17 protein-coding genes are annotated in these 18,172 nt (G+C 63.0%); 9 read left to right on the top strand and 8 right to left on the bottom strand.

Features of this window, described 5'->3' with window-relative positions; translation table 11 throughout:
- From LJE93_05795 to LJE93_05785, 3 genes are all read right to left on the bottom strand, one after another.
- On the bottom strand, positions 1–3,585 hold a 3,585-nt coding region (locus LJE93_05795), incomplete at its 3' end, for a hydantoinase B/oxoprolinase family protein (GenBank protein ID MCG6948411.1).
- Positions 3,586–3,933: 348 nt separating this feature from the next.
- Positions 3,934–5,028, bottom strand: coding sequence for a DUF2891 domain-containing protein (locus LJE93_05790; protein ID MCG6948410.1), 1,095 nt, complete (start codon positions 5,026–5,028; stop codon positions 3,934–3,936).
- Between the two features lie 59 nt (positions 5,029–5,087).
- A complete protein-coding gene (locus LJE93_05785) occupies positions 5,088–5,639 on the bottom strand; it encodes a hypothetical protein (GenBank protein ID MCG6948409.1) in 552 nt (183 codons plus the stop codon).
- A 240-nt stretch (positions 5,640–5,879) separates the two neighbouring features.
- Here LJE93_05785 and LJE93_05780 point away from each other — a divergent pair, with 240 nt between their 5' ends.
- The 7 genes from LJE93_05780 to LJE93_05750 all read left to right on the top strand — a co-directional run bounded on the left by LJE93_05780 (position 5,880) and on the right by LJE93_05750 (position 12,029).
- The gene (locus tag LJE93_05780) at positions 5,880–6,938 is read left to right on the top strand and encodes a hydroxymethylglutaryl-CoA synthase (GenBank protein MCG6948408.1); all 1,059 of its coding nucleotides are present in this window, start codon (positions 5,880–5,882) and stop codon (positions 6,936–6,938) included.
- Between the two features lie 10 nt (positions 6,939–6,948).
- Complete coding sequence (locus LJE93_05775; protein MCG6948407.1) at positions 6,949–8,109, top strand: thiolase domain-containing protein; 1,161 nt, start codon at positions 6,949–6,951, stop codon at positions 8,107–8,109.
- Positions 8,109–8,504 carry a Zn-ribbon domain-containing OB-fold protein gene (locus tag LJE93_05770; GenBank protein MCG6948406.1) on the top strand — a complete coding sequence of 132 codons (396 nt, stop codon included), beginning with the start codon at positions 8,109–8,111 and terminating at the stop codon, positions 8,502–8,504. Before LJE93_05775 ends, LJE93_05770 begins: the two co-directional genes overlap by 1 nt.
- 253 nt (positions 8,505–8,757) lie before the next feature.
- Entirely contained in the window at positions 8,758–9,126 is a 369-nt protein-coding gene (locus LJE93_05765; protein ID MCG6948405.1) for a metalloregulator ArsR/SmtB family transcription factor, read from the top strand.
- 262 nt (positions 9,127–9,388) lie between these two features.
- Positions 9,389–11,074, top strand: a complete 1,686-nt coding sequence (locus tag LJE93_05760; GenBank protein MCG6948404.1) for a DUF3592 domain-containing protein — start codon at positions 9,389–9,391, stop codon at positions 11,072–11,074.
- The gene (locus LJE93_05755) at positions 11,074–11,430 is read left to right on the top strand and encodes a hypothetical protein (GenBank protein MCG6948403.1); all 357 of its coding nucleotides are present in this window, start codon (positions 11,074–11,076) and stop codon (positions 11,428–11,430) included. The genes LJE93_05760 and LJE93_05755 overlap by 1 nt, the downstream gene beginning before the upstream one ends.
- The gene (locus LJE93_05750) at positions 11,427–12,029 is read left to right on the top strand and encodes a hypothetical protein (protein MCG6948402.1); all 603 of its coding nucleotides are present in this window, start codon (positions 11,427–11,429) and stop codon (positions 12,027–12,029) included. The genes LJE93_05755 and LJE93_05750 overlap by 4 nt, the downstream gene beginning before the upstream one ends.
- A 201-nt stretch (positions 12,030–12,230) precedes the next feature.
- Here LJE93_05750 and LJE93_05745 read toward each other — a convergent pair whose 3' ends face one another.
- Genes LJE93_05745 through LJE93_05735 form a run of 3 tightly spaced genes read right to left on the bottom strand, consistent with a single transcriptional unit; the run spans position 12,231 to position 14,241 of the window.
- The gene (locus tag LJE93_05745; GenBank protein MCG6948401.1) at positions 12,231–12,656 is read right to left on the bottom strand and encodes a biopolymer transporter ExbD; all 426 of its coding nucleotides are present in this window, start codon (positions 12,654–12,656) and stop codon (positions 12,231–12,233) included.
- On the bottom strand, positions 12,656–13,282 hold the full coding sequence (locus LJE93_05740) for a MotA/TolQ/ExbB proton channel family protein (protein ID MCG6948400.1): 627 nt from the start codon (positions 13,280–13,282) through the stop codon (positions 12,656–12,658). The genes LJE93_05745 and LJE93_05740 overlap by 1 nt, the downstream gene beginning before the upstream one ends.
- Positions 13,283–13,311: 29 nt before the next feature.
- Positions 13,312–14,241: a TonB family protein gene (locus tag LJE93_05735; GenBank protein ID MCG6948399.1), complete on the bottom strand. Its 930-nt coding sequence runs from the start codon at positions 14,239–14,241 to the stop codon at positions 13,312–13,314.
- Between the two features lie 256 nt (positions 14,242–14,497).
- Here LJE93_05735 and LJE93_05730 point away from each other — a divergent pair, with 256 nt between their 5' ends.
- Together LJE93_05730 and gor are read left to right on the top strand one after the other, a co-directional pair.
- Entirely contained in the window at positions 14,498–15,079 is a 582-nt protein-coding gene (locus tag LJE93_05730; protein MCG6948398.1) for a YceI family protein, read from the top strand.
- 166 nt (positions 15,080–15,245) lie between these two features.
- Positions 15,246–16,601: a glutathione-disulfide reductase gene (gene gor, locus LJE93_05725; protein ID MCG6948397.1), complete on the top strand. Its 1,356-nt coding sequence runs from the start codon at positions 15,246–15,248 to the stop codon at positions 16,599–16,601.
- 85 nt (positions 16,602–16,686) lie between these two features.
- Here the strand turns inward: gor and LJE93_05720 are convergent, their stop codons facing one another.
- Together LJE93_05720 and LJE93_05715 are read right to left on the bottom strand one after the other, a co-directional pair.
- Positions 16,687–17,247 carry an NTP transferase domain-containing protein gene (locus LJE93_05720; GenBank protein MCG6948396.1) on the bottom strand — a complete coding sequence of 187 codons (561 nt, stop codon included), beginning with the start codon at positions 17,245–17,247 and terminating at the stop codon, positions 16,687–16,689.
- 130 nt (positions 17,248–17,377) lie between these two features.
- On the bottom strand, positions 17,378–18,145 hold the full coding sequence (locus tag LJE93_05715) for a DUF364 domain-containing protein (GenBank protein ID MCG6948395.1): 768 nt from the start codon (positions 18,143–18,145) through the stop codon (positions 17,378–17,380).
- Positions 18,146–18,172 lie beyond the last annotated feature (27 nt).

Below are 18,172 nucleotides of genomic sequence, written 5' to 3'. Positions count from 1 at the left end.
GCCGTAGCCGCCGCCGCCGGGAGTTTCGAGAATCAGGCGATCACCCGCGTTGACTTCACACCCGTCGATACCTTCGAGCTCACGCCGCACACCGTCCGCACCGACAATGGCCTGGCGACCCGCTTCCCCCTCTCTCCCACCTGCCGCGCCGTAGGGTCGATAGACCCGGTGCTGGCTGAGGATCGAGAGCTCGAGTGGTGCTAGGAACTCGATCTCGCGGACCAGGCCGTCACCGCCGATCCACCGCCCCGAACCGCCCGAACCACGACGTATCGCAAATCGTCGGAGCCGGACCGGATAGCGATGCTCGATCACCTCCGGATCGGTGATGCGCGTGTTGGTCATGTGGGTATGGACACCGCTCGCGCCGTCGCGGCCTGCCACCGCACCGCTTCCGCCACCGACGGTCTCGTAATAACCAAACGACTCATCGCCAAAGGTGAGGTTGTTCATCGTCCCCTGGCTGCAACCTGCCAGACCGAGAGCTTCGAGCAGGGTATCGGTGAGCCGCTGACTGGTCTCGACGTTGCCGCCCACCACCGCCGGACAGCTCACCGGATCGGCGTCATACCCAGGATTGAGGAGTCCACGCGGAATCCGGATCTCAATCGGTTCCAGCAGTCCTTCATTGAGCGGCAGCTCGACATCCACCAGCAATCGCAGAACGTACATGACGACCGAGTGCACGATCGCCGGAGTCGCATTGAGATTGCCACCATGGACCTTCGCGCTGCCGGTGAAATCGAGCACCGCACGGTTGCCCCGAACGGTCAAGGCCGCAACCAGAGGCGACCCGTCGTCGAGGAACTGGAGGCCTTCGTAGCGCCCTTCTCCCATGCGTTCGAGCGCGGCCTCGATCTGCCACGCGGCTTGCCGGCGCAGCCCGTCCATGTGGGTCTGCACGTGGTCGCAGCCGACTGCCTGTGCCAACCGGGTCAACCCCTCCCTCCCGCGCAGGATAGCGGCCAGCATCGCTCTCAGATCGGCCATATTATCGGCCGGCGTCCGGCTCGGGTACGGCCCCTCCCGAAGGAGCCGTTCAATCCGCTCCCACTGCGGTTCACCTTGCTCCAGAATCAGGGTCGGCGGGATGACGACGCCTTCCTCGGCCAGCGACGTCGCATTCGGCGGCACCGAACCGGGCCGGACGCCACCGATCTCGGCGTGATGCGCGCGGCAGGCCACGTAGCCGAGGAGGCGATCGTCGATGTGGACCGGCGCCGCCAAGGTGACGTCCGGCAGGTGTGAACCACCGAACGCCGGGTGATTGGTGACCACCACGTCACCCGAATCGGGCACTTTGAAGTCGACCAGTTCGCGCACACACAGTCCCATGGCACCGAGATGGACCGGAATATGAGGCGCGTTGACCACCAACCGCCCCGCCGGGTCCAGCAAAGTGCAGGAGAAATCCTCCCGCTCCTTGATGTTGGTCGAGATAGCAGTTCGCTGCAGAATCTCGCCCATTTCTCGTGCAATCGACGAGAAACGATGGCTCATGAGCTCGAGCTCGACCGCTTTCGGGCGGCTCGTTCGGAAGTCCCGATCAGCCGCACTCCCGGTTTTCAGGATCTTCAGACGGACGCTGCCGTCGCCCAGCGATCGGGCGCGCCAGCCCGGTCGCACGACCAGCGCGCTGTGATCCTGCTGAACCAGCGCTGGACCGGTGACCTCGGAGCCGGCGGCCAGCTCGGAAGCCTCATACAGCGGTACGTCCCGCCACCCCCCGTCGATGAAACACCGCTGGCGTCGCGTCGCATGCGCGCGGGCCAGATCGAAATCGTACTCAGCCCCGAACGTTTGCACGTCGGGTCGGCGGCTGCTCGCCACTACCCGAAGCGAAACCACCTCGATGCCGCGATCTGTCGGTCGGTAGGAGAACAGCCGGTAGTACGCTCCCTCGAAAAGCCGCCGAATATCTTCGCCCGGTGTCGGCTCCACCTCGAGCGTCGCGTCCTGACCTTCGTACCGCAGCTCGACGATCACCCGACGATCGATCGCCTCGGCGACAACGCCTTCGTCCGTGAGCTCGGCGGCGGCCTTTGCCGCGAGCTCGTCGACCCAGCCATCCAGATCGCATGAAACCTCGTCAAGCCGGCGCAGGACCTCGCGCTGCGCGAATCGCTCGACGACGGCGTGACCGAGCCCGAGGGCACTCAGGAGACCCGCGTCGACGGGCAGGAATATCTCCTCCATGCCGAGGATTTCGGCGAGACGGCAGGCATGCTGGCCCCCGGCACCTCCGAAGGCGACCAGGGCGTATCCCGAAGGGTCGACCCCTTTGCGAACCGAGATGTGGCGAATGGCTTCGGCCATGCGTTCGTCCGCAATCCGCAGAAGCCCCTCAAGAATCTCCTCGTCGCTCCCTCCCCCCCGGCCTGCCGCCTCGAGTTCTTCCCTCAGCTCCCGGAACCGAACCCAGGGGGTCTCGAGGTCGATCGGTATCGGGAATCGTTCCGCCACCAGCCGCCCGAGAAGGAGGTTCACGTCGGTCAGGGTCAGCGGTCCTCCCGCACCGTAGCTCGCCGGCCCGGGCATCGCTCCCGCACTCTCAGGCCCGACTGACAATCGTCCCTGGTCGACGCGGCAGATAGACCCGCCACCGGCGGCCACGGTCTCGATGGCGAGGGCCGGAACCGCCAGTTCGACCGGACCGACCCGATGAGAAAACACGTACTCGAAGTCGCCATCGAAGCGTGAGACATCCGTGCTGGTGCCGCCCATGTCAAACGCGATCACCCGCGGCCGGTTGCAGCGACGTCCCACCAGTGCCGCACCGACGACGCCACCCGCCGGACCGCTGAGCAGGCTGTCCATCGACCGGTATGCACCGGAATCCACCAATCCTCCCGCTGAGGTCATCACCTGCAAGCGCGACTCCCGACCTCCCAGGCCATTTCCGACCGCTAGCAGGTAGTCCGAAATAACGGGTCCGAGATACGCATCGACGGTGCAGGTCTCCGATCTCCGCAGGAGGCCCTGGAAGGGGCTCAGGGCGCTCGATCTCGCCACGTACCCGAAGCCCGCCTCGGCGAGAATCTGCTCGAGCTCCTGCTCGTGGACCGGATTTCGGTGGCCGTGAAGGAGCGTGATGCTCGCACAGGATATTCCCTGCTCGAGTAAATTGGCTACGATCGGCGTCAGAGACGCTCGGTCCATTTCCTCGATCACCGAGCCGTCCGCGGCAAGCCGTTCGTGCACACCGATGACGATCTCTGGAAGCGGCGACGGCTTCTCGATGTGGAGCGCGAAGAGATCCGGCCGCCGCTGATCGCCGATTTTCAGAAGGTCTTCGAAGCCGGCGGTGATGAAGTGTGCGACCCGCGCCCCGGCCCGCTCGAGCAATGCATTGGTCCCACGGGTCGTCGCCAGGCGCATCGTCATCAGCGGCAGCGGCTGACCGTTCACCGCCTTCGTGATCAGCCGCGCCGCCAGCAGCGGCGCCTCCTGGTTCGACTTGAGCTCGACCGGACAGCCGGAGAACAGGTTCTCCGGCAATGCTCCGGCGACGCGAACCCATCCGTCAGCGGCGTCGTGCTCGCAGATCCGGACACCGCGATCATCCCCCAGGACTGTTAGCTCCATACCGTTCAGGAGACCGACGGGAAGGTACATTGATCGGGCAAGGAGAATCCTGTCTCCCTCGACTTCCAGGATTCGATCTCGTAAAGCCCCGCTGGACAATACCTTGCATCGATGCATCTGCCCGGCAGGGTCGCGGGCGATGCAATCGGTGAAAGTCCCTCCGGTGTCGATCCAGACCTGCCACGGCGTCCCGGACTTCAACGGCACAGCTCACCCCGTTCATGCAGAGGAGAAAAGGGAAAGAGGGGAAAAGGAGACGTTGGGTGGGAAATCCGAAATCCGAAATCCGAAATCCGAAATCGGTAAGTGGGCGGCATTCCGAATTCCTAATTCCTCATTCCGAATTCCTCACCGTCCCTTCCCTGTCACCAGGTACGTCGCGAAACTCCCCAGCCAGTGCCCACCCTCGTAGTGCTCGCCGGTGACCGAAGCCAGACCCGCCGCGCTGTGGGCGTCCGCTGCGGCCCTCAGCGCCGGCAGGCGCGGATCATCCTCGGGCAATCCGGCGAGAATGCCTTCGAGCATCCACGCCCGGCTCAGGTTGAGGCCATCGAGGTGGGCGAGCTTGCCATCGGACCGGTCGGTCACCACTGCCACCGGAAGCCACCCGGCACCTCCGTCGGCTGGAATCTCGGGCAGGAAAGCATCCAACCACCGCGCGAATTGGCTCGGCGGCAGGATGCGCCGCATCAGATCCGCTTCGGCGATACACGGTGACAGGAAATCCTGTCCGGAGGGTTCGTAGCCGAGGGGGCACGCCCGGTCCTCGAGGTAGAAACGGAGGGATGCACCCTTGACCAGGGTCACCATATCCTCGTCCCCGACTGCCTCCGCCCAGTCCAGGACCAGGCCGAACGCGAATGCGGTCTGGCTGTGCTCTCCGACCCGGATCGGGTAGTGCAGCTTGGGCAGCCAACTCTTGATGCGCTCGGCCGCGACCTTCTCCAGTGGGGCGAAATTTGCGCTCCACTTCCGCGCCTGCGGATCTTCCCAATCCCTCAACTCCTCTGCCAGGCAGAGCAGCCACGCCAGCCCGTATGGCCTTTCGAAAGAGGCCCGACCCTCACCCGCCAAATATGCGGCGTCGGCGGACAGGTTGGCGGCCGTCAGACTGCGGGCCAGGGCTGTTCGGGCGGCAGCCGCGAACTCCGCCTCCGGATACATCCTCGCGAGCCTCGTCAAGAGCCAGTGGCCGTGGACCGAGCTGTGCCAGTCGAAGCACCCGTAAAAGGCGGGCGTCAGCTCGCGTGGCGGTGCCACGTCCTCATCCGAAGAGAGGACGTGCGCGATCTTGTTCGGGTACTCCTGGTGCACGCACTCCAGGGCGAGGCGGGCAAACCGCTCCACCGTTGCCGAGTCCATCGTTATCTGTTCGGATGCACTCGACGTCGCAGAGAAGAACACCACCGACAGCACCAGAGAAGAAGGAAACCGCACCGTCATACCGCCTCCCTCGGCAATACTACACGCCGCTAACCGTTGCCGACGGAGAGAGCCCCGTACTACCTCACCTGTTTGATGTTCTCGATCGTTCCGTCGACGCCGTTGTAATCCTCCACCTCGACGCGTCCGTCTGCATCGATCCTCAGCGCGGCGGCGACGTGGAGCCGTCCCTCGCCGCGTCCGAAGCGGTCGACCTCGAAGACGGCGATTCCGAATGGGTAGTTGCGGGAGTCCTCTTCGAGGATTTCCTCCTCGGCTCGGATCCTCCGGGGAGTCAGAAAGAGATAACGGTAGTCACGGCCCAAGGGCTCGACCACGACCAGAGCGACCGGGAATGTGGTGGCTCCAAGACGGAGCTGGCCGTCCCGCCGCCCCTCGAGGGCCGCCATCAGGGCAAACTGGCCACCATTTTCCAGCACCGTCGCGAGGCTCTGCAACTCCTCGGCCGGAGTGAATCGGTTGGCGACCAACGTCAGGAGCATGCGGCTCCTGCCTTGGCGAGTATTCACCACTGCCTCGCCGCTGAACTCTCTTCCGGGCTCCGAGGCAAAAGCGGCCGGCACCTGGAGGATGAGTGGAAAAGCCAGGAATAAGCGAGTCAACCCACGCATGACGCCTCCCTTGGCAATACTACACGGAAGGCAAGATGTAGAAGAGGAGGAGGACAGGCGAACAGCGGGAAAAGGCAGAAGGTGACCAGGGAACGGTTTGCCCTGCTCCGGTGTTCCCCCGCAGGTGCCCGGCCATGTGCGAACCGCTTTTCCTTTACACTCCCGCACGGCCTAGGTAGACTTGCATCCGACGCGCCGCGTCATAACATAAGCGGCCTGATCGCAACACTTGGAGGACCCATGAGCGTAGGCATCGTTGGCTACGGCGCCTTCATCCCGAGGCGTCGGATCAAGCTCGAGGAGATCGCCAAGGTGTGGGGCGCCGACGCGCCCTCCTACCGCCGCGGACTCCAGTTGCATGAGAAATCGGTGCCCGGCGCCGATGAAGACACCGTGACCATGTCGGTTGAAGCGATGCGCAACGCGCTCGCCCGTTCGGGGGGCATCGACCCGCTCGAGATCGGAGCCCTCTACATCGGTTCCGAGTCGCACCCCTACGCGGTAAAGCCGTCCGGTACCATCGTCGCGGAGGCGATCGGCGCAACGCCGGCGATCCACATCGCCGATTTCGAGTTCGCCTGCAAGGCTGGCACTGAAAGCCTGTTCGTCGCTCAATCGCTGGTCAAGGCCGGCGAGGTCACGTACGCGGTCGGCATCGGCGCTGACACATCGCAGGGTGCGCCCGGCGACGCGCTCGAGTACTCGGCGGCTGCCGGAGCAGCCGCCTTCATCTTCGGCGACGACGAGGAACGCCTCCTCGCCGAGGTGCTCCACACCTACTCCTGGACCACGGACACACCGGACTTCTGGCGTCGGGAGTACATGCACTACCCCCGGCACGGCAGCCGATTCACCGGTGAACCCGCCTACTTCAGAACCAGCATGTCATCGGCTCGGGGCATCATGGACGAGGCTGGTCTCGAGCCTAAGGACTTCGCCCACGCCATCTTTCACCAGCCCAACGGCAAGTTTCCGATGCGGGTCGGCAAACGACTCGGATTCAACCAGGAACAGCTCGAAACCGGTTGGCTGTCGCCATGGCTCGGCAACACCTACTCCGGGGCCTCGCCAATGGGGTTCACCGCGGTTCTCGACATTGCCAAGCCGGGAGACCTCGTGCTGCTCACCTCGTTCGGCTCGGGTGCGGGATCGGATTCGTTTGTCTTCCGCATCACCGATCGCATCGAGGTGGTTCGCGACCGGGCGCCGATGACCCGACCACAGCTCGACGAAAACCAGATCTACGTGGACTACGGCACGTATGCCAAGCTCCGCGGCAAGATCCGCATGGCCGAGTGAGGAGGTGGCGATGCGCGATGTAGCCGTTGTTGGAATCGGAATGGGAGACTTCGGAGAACTGTGGGAAAAATCTCTCCGTACGATCTGGGCGGAATCCGCCCTCGCGGCGCTGACCGACGCAGGTGTAGGCGAGGTCGACCTCATCACCGTCGGGTGCATGGCCCCCGGCCTCTTCGTCGGGCAGGAGCACCTCGCGTCCCTGCTCGCCGATGAGCTCGGCATGGCTGGCGTGCCGGCCGCTCGGGTCGAATCGGCGTGCGCATCCGGCGGCCTGGCCCTTCGCACCGGTTTCGCTGAAGTCGCCTCGGGACTTTCGGACACCGTCCTGGTGACCGGGGTCGAGAAAATGACCGATGTCGATGGAGCCGATGCGACCTACGCGCTCGGGACTGCCGCCGACCAGGAATGGGAGGGGTTCCACGGGATCACATTCCCGGGCCTCTACGCCATGCTGGCGCAGATCCACATGCAACGCTTTGGTACGACATCCGAGCAGCTGGCAGCGGTGGCGGTGAAAAACCACGCCAACGGGCTTCTCAACCCGCACGCTCAATACCACCTCAAGGTATCGATCGAGGACGTCCTGGCGTCGACAATGGTTGCCGATCCGCTGCGTCTTCTCGATTGCTCGCCAGTGACGGACGGCGCCGCTGCAATGGTTCTGACGACGGTCGAGCGCGCCAAAGAGCTCGCCGGCGACCGGCCGGTCGTGAAGATCACCGGGTCGGGCCTTGCAACCGACGCCATCACGCTCGCCAACCGGGAAGACCTGTCCGAGCTCGGCGCGGTACGTAAGGCCGCAGAGCGTGCCTACGAGATGGCCGGCCGGCAGCCCAACGACCTGCACGTGGTCGAGGTGCACGACTGCTTCACTATCGCCGAGGTCATGACGACCGAGGCGATCGGGCTCTTCGAGCGGGGCGAGGGCGGTCCTGCGGCCGAAAACGGCCTGACGTCGCTGCAGGGGAAGATACCGGTCAATACATCCGGTGGCCTCAAGTCGAAGGGCCATCCGGTAGGCGCCACCGGCGTGGCGCAGGCGATCGAGATCGTCAGCCAACTTCGTGGCGAAGCCGGACAGCGACAGGTCGAAGGAGCCGAGGTCGGGCTCGCGCAGAACATGGGCGGCTCCGGCGGCAGCTCGATCGTTCACATCATGGAGGTGGCCTGATGGATTCTCCGGCACGCGCATGGCGTGAGTACCCACAGCGGTATCGGCTCGAGGCCGCCAAATGCACGGTGTGCGGCAAGATCCTCTATCCGCCCAGAGTGGTCTGCCCGAAATGCGGCGCCTCTACCTTCGAGACGATCACGCTTCCCCGCGAGGGCACGGTCGTGACCTACACCGTCGTTCGCGTTCCGCCGGCAGGCTTCACCGAGCAGACTCCGCTGCCGATCGCGCTCGTTGAACTGATGGAGGGACTTCGCGTGATGGTCCAGGTCGGCGATCTCGCCGATCCTTCCGACCTCGAGATCGGCATGAAGGTGCGCCTCGAGTTCCGGCGTGTTTCCTGGGACGGCGAGGCCGGCGTGATCTTCTACGGCCACAAAGCGGTGACCGCCTGAGAGGCAAGAGCCGCGGAGCGGCGACAGAATAACTCCAACGAAATGTCTGCGGCTCACACCGCAGATGGGAATCGGCCGCCCCCTTCGGGGGCTGTTCCCATTTTTTCATGACGACCCTGGGGCTGACGCCCCAGGCTAAGCATCTCTCGCCCCTTCGGGGCTGGCTGAACCCTTCGCGTCCCGGCATCGTCCGGCGGACGAAGCCGGATGCCGCAGATTGACGTTCACAGTGAGATGGGTGAGAATGCTTCCCATGAACGAAACAGACTTTACGACGAATCTTTGCAGCATCAACGAGATCGACCCCGAGAAGGTGGCCTTTGTCCAGCAGAGAGCGTTGCCCGAACAAACGGTGGAGCGCGTGAGCCGTCTGTTTTCTGCCCTTTCGGACCCGACCCGCCTCAGAATTCTGCACGCGCTTTCGCTTACCGAGGAGCTCTGTGTCTGCGATCTCGCCGCACTGGCCGAGCTTTCTGTATCCGCCGTCAGTCACCAACTTCGCCTTCTGCGTGACCGCGATCTGGTGCGCGCACGACGCGAGGGACGGATGGTGTATTACAGCCTCTCGGATGACCACATCGCGACCCTGATGGGCACCGGCATCGAGCACGCGAACGAATAGACCTACTTGATTTCGAATTTCGAATTTCGAATTTCGGACTTCCCGCCTACCCCCCCCAAGGCAGTTTTGAGTTTTGAGTTTTGAGTTTTGAGTTTTGAGTTTTGAGTCTTGAGTTTTGAGTCTTGAGTTTTGATTCTTGAGTTTTGAGTTTTGAGTTCCACATCATCCCCCTCGGTGGTCCGAGGGGGCGGACGGGATTCCTCATTTCTAATTCCTCATTCGAAAACACCCCACGGTTACAATCGATAGAGGATTTCTCTCGATGAAGATGTCCTTCAACAGTTCGTCGGGATCAGGAACCGGTTGCGCCGGCAAGGGCTTCGGCACGCTCTTCTTCGGCATCTTTTTCCTGATGGGCACGCTTTTCACGGTCTTCATCCTCGGAGAAACCATCCGCCAACTCGCCCCGTGGTCGTGGCCCGAGGTCGACTGCACGATCCTCTCGTCGGAGGTCGGAGAGACGGGCGATGACAGCCAGCCCTACCGACCGGTGGTTCGTTTCCGTTATGAAGCAGCCGGCCGAACCTACGAAAACGACGACCTGACGCGGGGAGACGACGGCACCTCGAGCTACGACGAAGCGCGGGACTACGCGGCAGAGTATCCTCCAGACACGGTGACGACCTGCCGGGTGAATCCGGATGATCCGTCCACCGCAGTCCTCGAGCAGCAGATTCCGTGGATTGCATTCGTTGTGTTCTTCCCGCTCATTTTCGTCGCCATTGGTGGCGGAGGTCTCTACGCCGTCTGGCGGAGTTCCGTATCCGACGGCGACACGACCATCGAGTCGATCTCGCAGAACGCTCCGTCGCGGCGGGGTTACCTGTTCCTGGTCGTTTTCGGACTCATCTTCGTGGTCGTGGGGTGTGCGGTTTTCATACCACTCGCGGGCCTGCCGGCGTTGCGGCTGGCACGATCGGCGACCTGGGATTCGACACCCTGCACCATCGTCGGTTCGCGCATGCGATCTTGGTCCACCGACGACGGGACATCGTACCGAGCCGACATACTCTACGAGTACCGGGCCGGCGGCCAAAGCTGGCGCTCTAACCGGGTCGATTTCTTTGGCTCCCTCTCTTCCGGCGCCGATAGCGCCCGGGAAACCCTCGAGCGATTCCCGGAAGGCGCCGCGGCTGTCTGCTGGGTCGATCCCCGTTCGCCAAACCACTCGGTCCTCGACCGGGAGGTTCACCCGAAATTCCTGCTGGGCCTGCTTCCACTGGTCTTCATCGTCGCCGGCCTGGCGGTTGCCGGGCACGGCTGGAGAATGAGCCGCCGCCAGCAGGCATCCCAGGAGTTCGTTCCGGAAATCCCCGCCGAGGCTGACGGATCGCTGCTCCTGGAACCGGATGTCGGACCGGTGGGCAAGGCCGCGGGCGCGGTGTTTTTTTCCATTATCTGGAACGGGCTTGTTTCGGTATTTGTCTGGCAAGCCTGGAAGACGTGGGACAGTGGGCATCCAGACTGGTTCCTGACCATCTTCCTGGTTCCTTTCGTACTCGTCGGGCTCGCCTCGGTGGGGTTCATCGTTCACTCCCTGCTGGCCCTCGCCAACCCGCGCCCGCGGGTGACCCTGACCCCCGGCAACCCCAGGCTCGGCGACAGCATCCACCTCGAGTGGCAATTTGCCGGACGCGCCACCCGCATCGAGCACCTGCGGGTTTCTCTCGAGGGCCACGAAGAGGCGACCTATCGCCGCGGCACGGACACCATCACCGAAGAGGAGGTCTTCGCATCGTATGACCTCGTCAATACCGTCAACGACTGGGAGATCCCCCGGGGCACGGCGGAATTCACCATACCCGCCGACACCATGCACAGCTTCGAGGCCACGTCGAACAAGATCGTCTGGGAGTTCACGATCGAGGGCGAAATCGGTCGATGGCCCGACGTCGACCAGAACTTCGCGATCCAGATCCGCCCTCAGCGTGCCGGAGATGTCACCTGATGCTCACGCTGCACACCTCCGGCGGCGGCACCTGGTTCAAACCGGGTGGACTCCTGGAAGGCCGGGCAACCTGGCATCTCGACGAGGATGCCGAGGCGATCGAGATCCGGCTCTTCTGGTACACCGCCGGTAAAGGCACCCAGGACGTCGGAATCGTGCGCTCTATCCGGGTCGACATGCCCGAGCGATCCGGGCACCGCGATTTCTCCTTTCTCGTGCCCGAGGGGCCGTACTCCTTTTCTGGAAAGCTGGTCACGCTCGCCTGGGCCGTCGAGCTCATCGCCCTGCCGGGCGGTGAGACCGAACGGCTCGATCTGCAGATCGGGCCGCAGCCGGTCGAGGTCGATCTCAGATGAGTGCACGGGTCACGGCCCGGGAACGGCCTGCGGACAACCCGTTCGCCAGCCACCGCATCGAACGCCTCGTCTACCGAGCCGACGGCACGAGCCTGGTTGGATTGTTCGAGAGGCTCGAAGAAATCGGGGGACGCGGCTTGATTGTCGGCCCGAAGGGCAGCGGGAAATCAACCCTCCTCGAGGAGCTCGCGTCGGCCCTTCCCGGTAAACAGGTGGTGGTGCAGCTCGACGGGAGCTGCCCCCGCCCGTGGCAGCAGACAAAACACCGACTGCCGACACCGGTGACCGCACGCCACACGGTGTTCATCGACGGAGGTGAGCGCCTCGGTGTCGTCGCCTGGAAAAGACTCCTCCGCACCACACGTGCCGCGGCATATCTCGTTGCGACGATGCACCGGCCTGGACGGTTGCCGACGCTGATCGAGTGCCGCCCGGACCTCGCCGTACTCTCCGATCTCGTTTCGGAGCTCGCCCCCACTGAAGCGCAAGCACTCGAGCCGCACCTCGGCCAGCTCTTCCACCGCCACGGGGGCAACATCAGATCATGCTTGCGGGAGCTGTATGACGTGTACGCTGGCAGGTCGAATTTTCAATTTTGAATTCTCAATTTTGAATTACTGACGCTCTGCGGGCGTCGTGACTCGCCGCCATCAGCGCGTGGCCGTACGCTTTCCACGCGCCCTCGAGGCGACCCCCTCAGCTACGGCCACGGTGCGCTGTTGTCGGAGAGTTGCCGCCCAACCTCCCAGAGCACGGGGGTGGGCGATGGGAATTCTAAATTCAAAATTGAGAATTCAAAATTATTGCTGCTCGGGTGGTCGGTCCGCGCTCATCTGAATTCCTTTGGCGCCGACCTTGCGGGCGACATCGAGGACGTGGACGACGATGCCGTAATCGGCTCCCTGATCGCCCTTCAGAATAATGCCCTCGTCCGGAGCGCGTTCGACCAGCTGCCGTATCCGTGATTCGAGGTCCGATTCCGGCACGATTCGATCGTTGATCCAGATCGTCCCGTCGACCGCCACCTTGACTTCGGGCGGGCGTTCCTCGCGATTGATGCCGACACTCTCGGCGGTCTCGGCTTCGGGCAGCTTGAGCTTGAGCCTTTCGTCACTGACGAACTGTGTGGTCACCGCATAGAAGATCAACAGCAGGAAGATGACGTCGATCAGTGGCGACATCTGGACCTCGGGCTTGCGCCGTCCGCGAAGGGGGGCGAGACGCATCAGTCTTCCTCGGCGTCGTCCGTCGGATGTTCGCGGACGAGGTGCAGGAAGTCGAGGATCTGCGCCTCGATATCCGACAGGATCGAGACCGCCCTCGACTCGAGGTAGGAGTGGGTGAAGAGGGCCGGGATGGCGATTACCAGGCCTGTGGCTGTGGTGATCAGCGCCTGCGAGATGCCCGACGAGAGCTGTTCGGTAATGCCCGAGCCTGCCGTCGCCACGACGCTGAAGATCTTGATCATCCCGATCACGGTGCCTAGAAGACCGAGCAGCGGCGCTCCCGCGACGATCGTCGCGAGCGCCGGAAGTCCCCGCTGAAGGCCCATCAGCTGCAGGCGACCGGTATCCTCGAGGATCTCTTTGAGCTCCTCGTACGGCGCGTGACGGTTTTCCACCAATGCGGAAACGAGATCAGTGAACGGCCCCGGGTGACGCCGACAGAATTCGACCGCGGCATCGTACCTGCCGCTCGCGAGCAGGCCTGACAATGTCTGTACTGTCGAATTTTCGAGAAAGTTGCTCCGTCTCAGCACCCACAGTCGCTCGATGATGATGGCGAGTGCCACCAGCGACAGAATGCCGAGCGGGATCATCACGGGTCCGCCTGATATCAAAATGTCGACCACTCAGTGCTCCTATCCGTAGTGCATCATTGTCAATCCCGTGGACGGGAATTGTAGAAGAAGGTGATGGTAACACCCTCGCGATCGACCCCCGTCAGGTCCGACGGGAGGGGTTCGAAGGGTGACGAACCGAATATGGCGTCGCGCGCCGCGAAGTCCATCGGCGGCTTGCCGGACTCATCGACGATCTGCAGACCGGTGACAGTTCCGTCGCGCTCGATAAAGAAGCGAATTTTGACCACCCCCTGCACGCCAAGCCTGGCAATCTCCGGAATGCGCCAGTGACGGCGAATCTTGGCCAACATGGCCTTGGCATAAGGTCCCCAGTCGTACCACTGGGTATCGAAGGATAGTCCGCCGGCGTCTACCTGTCCGCCCTCCGTGTCGGGTCTCTCGAAAAGCCCACCCTCCTCCGGTGGGAGAGCCCAGGCCCCGGGAGGTGGCAGCTTGATGGACGGTTGCTGTTGCTCGGGCTCCGGCACCTCTTCGCCAGCGCCTTCCGTATCGGGTTCGGGCTGTCGATCCTCGGTCGGGCGCTCGATCGGCTCTTCCCGGGACCGATCTGGCGGCGGCACCCGCGGGACCTGCTCGCCTTGCCTCTGCGGCGGAGATCCCGCGCCGAACTGTTGTCCCCCGTCAGCTTCCACCAGTTGTGGTGTGTTGCCCTGCACGCTGGGACGTGATGCCGCTTCGCCCTCGCCACCGTGGGCGCGTCGGTCGAGGTCGGACAGCGGTACCCGGTCCGACACCGGCTCTTCCTCGCGCTCCTCTGCGAGATCGACAAACTCGAACTCGAGAGGAGGCTGCTCATCCAGCGCCGCCTCGGGCGTCAGTTGTACTGCTGCAGCGTCCGACGTCGGCCACAGTTGTTCGACCTGCGGCGCCACCAAAAAGACCAACAGCAAATGGAGCAACAGCGATATCTCGAGTGCTCTGCGAAATGTGCTTCGATCTCGTCGCACATGCCTACCCTAGCAAGTTTCCTGCCACAGCTGGTCCGTCGTGCGGTCTCACGCGCCTGAGTCGCGGTAATTCCTCTCTACATGTGCCATTTGCGCTCGGCGAACGACCGCGATGGTGCCACAAACGATGCCGCATTGGCAGATGGTACACGCATCCACGTGAAGAAACCTTTGCATATCCCGGAATGATCCACCGTGGTAACCCGTTCGAACAAGGAGCGAAATACAGAACGCATATTTTTGCTGGAGGAATCACATGCGAAAGACGGTAATCTTCACAACCCTCGCGCTCGCACTCGGCTTCGGAACCGCCACGGCACAAGGAACGTATGAAATCGACACCGTTCACTCGAACGTCGGCTTCAAGGTCCGCCACCTGGTTTCCAAGGTCAGCGGCGATTTCAAGGACTTCAACGGCACCTTCGTGGTTGACTTCGAAAACCTCGACCGGAGCAGCGTCGACTTCAAAATCACGACGGCGAGCATCGATACCAAGAACGAAAAACGCGACCAACACCTGCGCTCCGCTGATTTCTTCGATGTCGAGACCTACCCGGAGATCACGTTCAAAAGCTCGAAGATCACCAGGGTGGACGACGACACATTCGCGGTTGCAGGGACGCTGACCATGCGTGGCGTGAGCAGGGACGTTACTCTGATGGTGGACTTCCTCGGTGAAATCGAGGCGATGGGCGGCGTGCGGGCGGGATACGAGCTCAGCACCACGGTCAACCGCAAGGATTACGGCGTCTCCTGGAACCGCGCACTCGATACCGGCGGATTCGTCCTCGGGGACGACGTCGAGGTCGACATCGCGCTCGAGCTGGTGAAGCAGTGACAACCGGAGCCTTGAGTTCTCACTTTTGAGTTTTGAGTTTTGAGTTGCCCCTTCCTCACCCTTGGAAAAACGGGAGTGATGCGTGGAAACTCAAAACTCATACCTCAAAACTCAAAACTAAGCCCGCGCACCCATCCTCGACGGTGCTGCCTGTAGGATAAGAGCAATGAACAGCTACGACTTTGACTTATTCGTCATCGGCGCCGGCTCCGGCGGTGTTCGTGCGGCCAGGTTTTCGGCGGGTTACGGTGCCCGGGTTGCTGTGGCCGAGACGTCGCGCCTCGGCGGCACGTGCGTCAACCTCGGCTGCGTGCCGAAAAAGTTGATGGTGTACGCATCGGCTTTTTCGGCCACAGCGGAGGACGCGACCGGTTTCGGCTGGACGGTACCGACATCGGACTTCGACTGGGCGACCTTGATCGCCAACAAGAACCGCGAGATCGAAAGGCTCAACGGGATCTACCGCGGGTTGCTCGAGGGCTCCGGGGTGAAGATCGTCGAGGGCAGGGCACGGCTGCGTGATGCCAACACGGTCGAGGTCGGTGACGAGACATTTACAGCCGAAAAGATTCTCATCGCGACTGGCAGCCGACCCTTCATACCACCAATCCCGGGCGCGGAGCTCGGCATCACCTCCGCCGAGGTCTTCCAGCTCGAGGAACAGCCACAGAAAATCATCATCATGGGAGGCGGCTACATTGCGGTCGAGTTCGCCGGGATATTCAACGGGCTCGGGACCGAGGTCATGCTGGTTTACCGCGGACCGGTCTTCCTGCGCGGCTTCGACGACGACATCCGGACGACCCTTGCGGAAGAGATGCGGAAGCGAGGCATCGATCTGAGATTCAACAGCACCGTCGATCGCATCGAGTGCAGAGGAAATCGATACGCGGTCCACTTCAACACCGGCGAGGCGGAAGAGGCCGACCAACTCCTGTGCGCGATCGGACGCGTTCCCAACACCGCCGGGCTCGGGCTCGAGGCTCTCGGCGTACACCTCAGCGAACGCGGTGCGGTGGTCGCCAACGAATATATGGAGTCGTCGGTCTCCGGGATCCATGCCATCGGCGACTGCATCGACCGCATCGCCCTCACCCCCGTCGCCCTCGCCGAAGGCATGGCGATCGCGGAAACCCTCTTCAACGACAACCCGACTATCGTCGACTACACCAACGTACCGTCGGCCGTTTTCAGCCAGCCCGCCGTCGGCACGGTCGGGCTGACCGAAGCCGAAGCTCGCGAAGCGGGATTCGATGTGGAGATCTACCGTTCCATCTTCCGGCCGATGGTCCACACGATGTCAGGCCGTAACGAGAAGACGATGATGAAGCTGGTTGTCGACAGAAAAACCGACACGGTGCTCGGCGTCCACATGGTCGGCCACGAGGCGGGCGAAATCATCCAGGGAATGGCCGTGGCTCTCAAGGCCGGTGCCACCAAGGCGACCTTCGACCGCACGATTGGCATCCACCCGACTGCGGCTGAGGAATTCGTCACCATGCGCACGCCGGTCGAATTTTGAATTCTCAATTTTGAATTTTGAATTTTGAATTCCTACCCGCACTCCCAGTCCTCCGTGGGTGCGGGGGAATTTCCGAATTCCGAACTCAGAATTCCGAATTCGCTGCTCTGAGCGCCTCGCTCAGAGCAGCGGGCGTGTTGCAGTTGGCGACAACGCCCCGATCGCTCACGTCCACTCCGACGGCTCCGACCTCGCGAAGAACCTCGCGCAGGGTCGGCCCGCCAAACTCACCGCCGGCGATGGCCGAGGCAATCGCGCGTTCCAGGCAGATCGGGTGCCCGTGCTTCCCTTTGTACGACGGGATCACGGCCCGCTCATTCGATGCCACCAGGGCTTTGACCGTCGTCGGGTCCACCAGCGGGTGGTCGACCGGCAGCACGGCAACCCTCCGCCACCCGGGATTTAGGATCAGGCGCGAGAGGCCCGTGCGCAACGAGCCGAACATGTCCATCCCGGGCTCGGGCAGGGCCAAGGCCTCGAGCCCGTCGATCCCAGGGTCGTCCGTGCCCGGCGGGAGTGTCGCCACCACCGGAAAAGCCCCTGCGTTTCTCAGCGAAGCTGCACACGCCTCCAGGAATGTCGAGCCGTCGGGAAGCCTGGCCCACGCTTTCGGCCCACCCCATCTCTTCCCCTCCCCCCCCGCCAAGATCAGTCCCGCCAGACGCGGCGTTCGTTCGTCACGAGGACCCGGGGTGGTTGGGCGGCAACTCAAAACTCAAAACTCAAAACTCAAAACTTAAAACTCAAAACTTAAAACTCAAAACTCACTACTATGGTCATTCATCACGCCACAACGCAACCCGGCGAACGCCGGTGATTTGCGACGTGACTGCGCCCTGCTCGACCGCGCGGACGACCGTTTCCGGGTCGTCGACGACGGTGCCGCAGAGTACCTCGAAGCCGAACTGGAACAGGGTCTGCGTCAGCGGCGTGCTCGGGCCGAGCAGCATGACGAAGGCGTCGGGGCGCACGCACGCCATGATTGTCGGCAGCGTGTGATTGGCGAGAGTGGTCGCGGTTACCGCAACGACGTCTGCCTGGGGAAGCAGGTCATCCATCGCTTCCTCGCCGAGATCCTCCCCCCGGCGGTTGATACCACGCTCGAAGACCCACAGCAGTTCGCAGTCTTCACGCAGCCTGTCGGCAAAAGGGAAGCGACCGACCATCGCCACCCTCTTGTCGCGTCCGCGTTCGCGGAGGACCTCCACCGCCTTCTCCTCGCGCAGTGATGTTGCAGTGGGACCGAGCAGGGCGTTGGCTGCAGCGAGGCCGATGGCGCTTTCGGGCGGCGAATCCGAGTGGAGCAACCTCGTGAGCTGCTGCGGCGTCCGTCGGTGGAGCTCTCCGGCTGCTGCGACCGGTTTCGATCCGTGGAGGTGTGCCTCCGAATGCATGGCCGAGGCCAGCCCGGTGCCGACAGTGGTGCGAACCACGACCCAGTACTGTCCAACCCTGACGTCGATCAGATCTGCGGCGGGCGCCTGCGACGCAGCGGCGATGATGGCGTCGACGCATGAATCGGCGGTCGGACCGGGGCTCTCCATACCGGTCACTCTAACAGGTGCTCAAAG

It is taken from the genome of Acidobacteriota bacterium (genome assembly GCA_022340665.1).
Lineage (GTDB): Bacteria > Acidobacteriota > Thermoanaerobaculia > Thermoanaerobaculales > Sulfomarinibacteraceae > Sulfomarinibacter.
This window is presented reverse-complemented; position numbering and strand designations above follow the sequence as displayed.

Coding starts and splice junctions, on each gene's coding strand:
- LJE93_05790 (MCG6948410.1), bottom strand. CDS start 5,028: ATGACGGTGCGGTTTCCTTCTTCTCTGGTGCTGTCGGTGGTGTTCTTC.
- LJE93_05785 (MCG6948409.1), bottom strand. CDS start 5,639: ATGCGTGGGTTGACTCGCTTATTCCTGGCTTTTCCACTCATCCTCCAG.
- LJE93_05780 (MCG6948408.1), top strand. CDS start 5,880: ATGAGCGTAGGCATCGTTGGCTACGGCGCCTTCATCCCGAGGCGTCGG.
- LJE93_05775 (MCG6948407.1), top strand. CDS start 6,949: ATGCGCGATGTAGCCGTTGTTGGAATCGGAATGGGAGACTTCGGAGAA.
- LJE93_05770 (MCG6948406.1), top strand. CDS start 8,109: ATGGATTCTCCGGCACGCGCATGGCGTGAGTACCCACAGCGGTATCGG.
- LJE93_05765 (MCG6948405.1), top strand. CDS start 8,758: ATGAACGAAACAGACTTTACGACGAATCTTTGCAGCATCAACGAGATC.
- LJE93_05760 (MCG6948404.1), top strand. CDS start 9,389: ATGAAGATGTCCTTCAACAGTTCGTCGGGATCAGGAACCGGTTGCGCC.
- LJE93_05755 (MCG6948403.1), top strand. CDS start 11,074: ATGCTCACGCTGCACACCTCCGGCGGCGGCACCTGGTTCAAACCGGGT.
- LJE93_05750 (MCG6948402.1), top strand. CDS start 11,427: ATGAGTGCACGGGTCACGGCCCGGGAACGGCCTGCGGACAACCCGTTC.
- LJE93_05745 (MCG6948401.1), bottom strand. CDS start 12,656: ATGCGTCTCGCCCCCCTTCGCGGACGGCGCAAGCCCGAGGTCCAGATG.
- LJE93_05730 (MCG6948398.1), top strand. CDS start 14,498: ATGCGAAAGACGGTAATCTTCACAACCCTCGCGCTCGCACTCGGCTTC.
- gor (MCG6948397.1), top strand. CDS start 15,246: ATGAACAGCTACGACTTTGACTTATTCGTCATCGGCGCCGGCTCCGGC.
- LJE93_05715 (MCG6948395.1), bottom strand. CDS start 18,145: ATGGAGAGCCCCGGTCCGACCGCCGATTCATGCGTCGACGCCATCATC.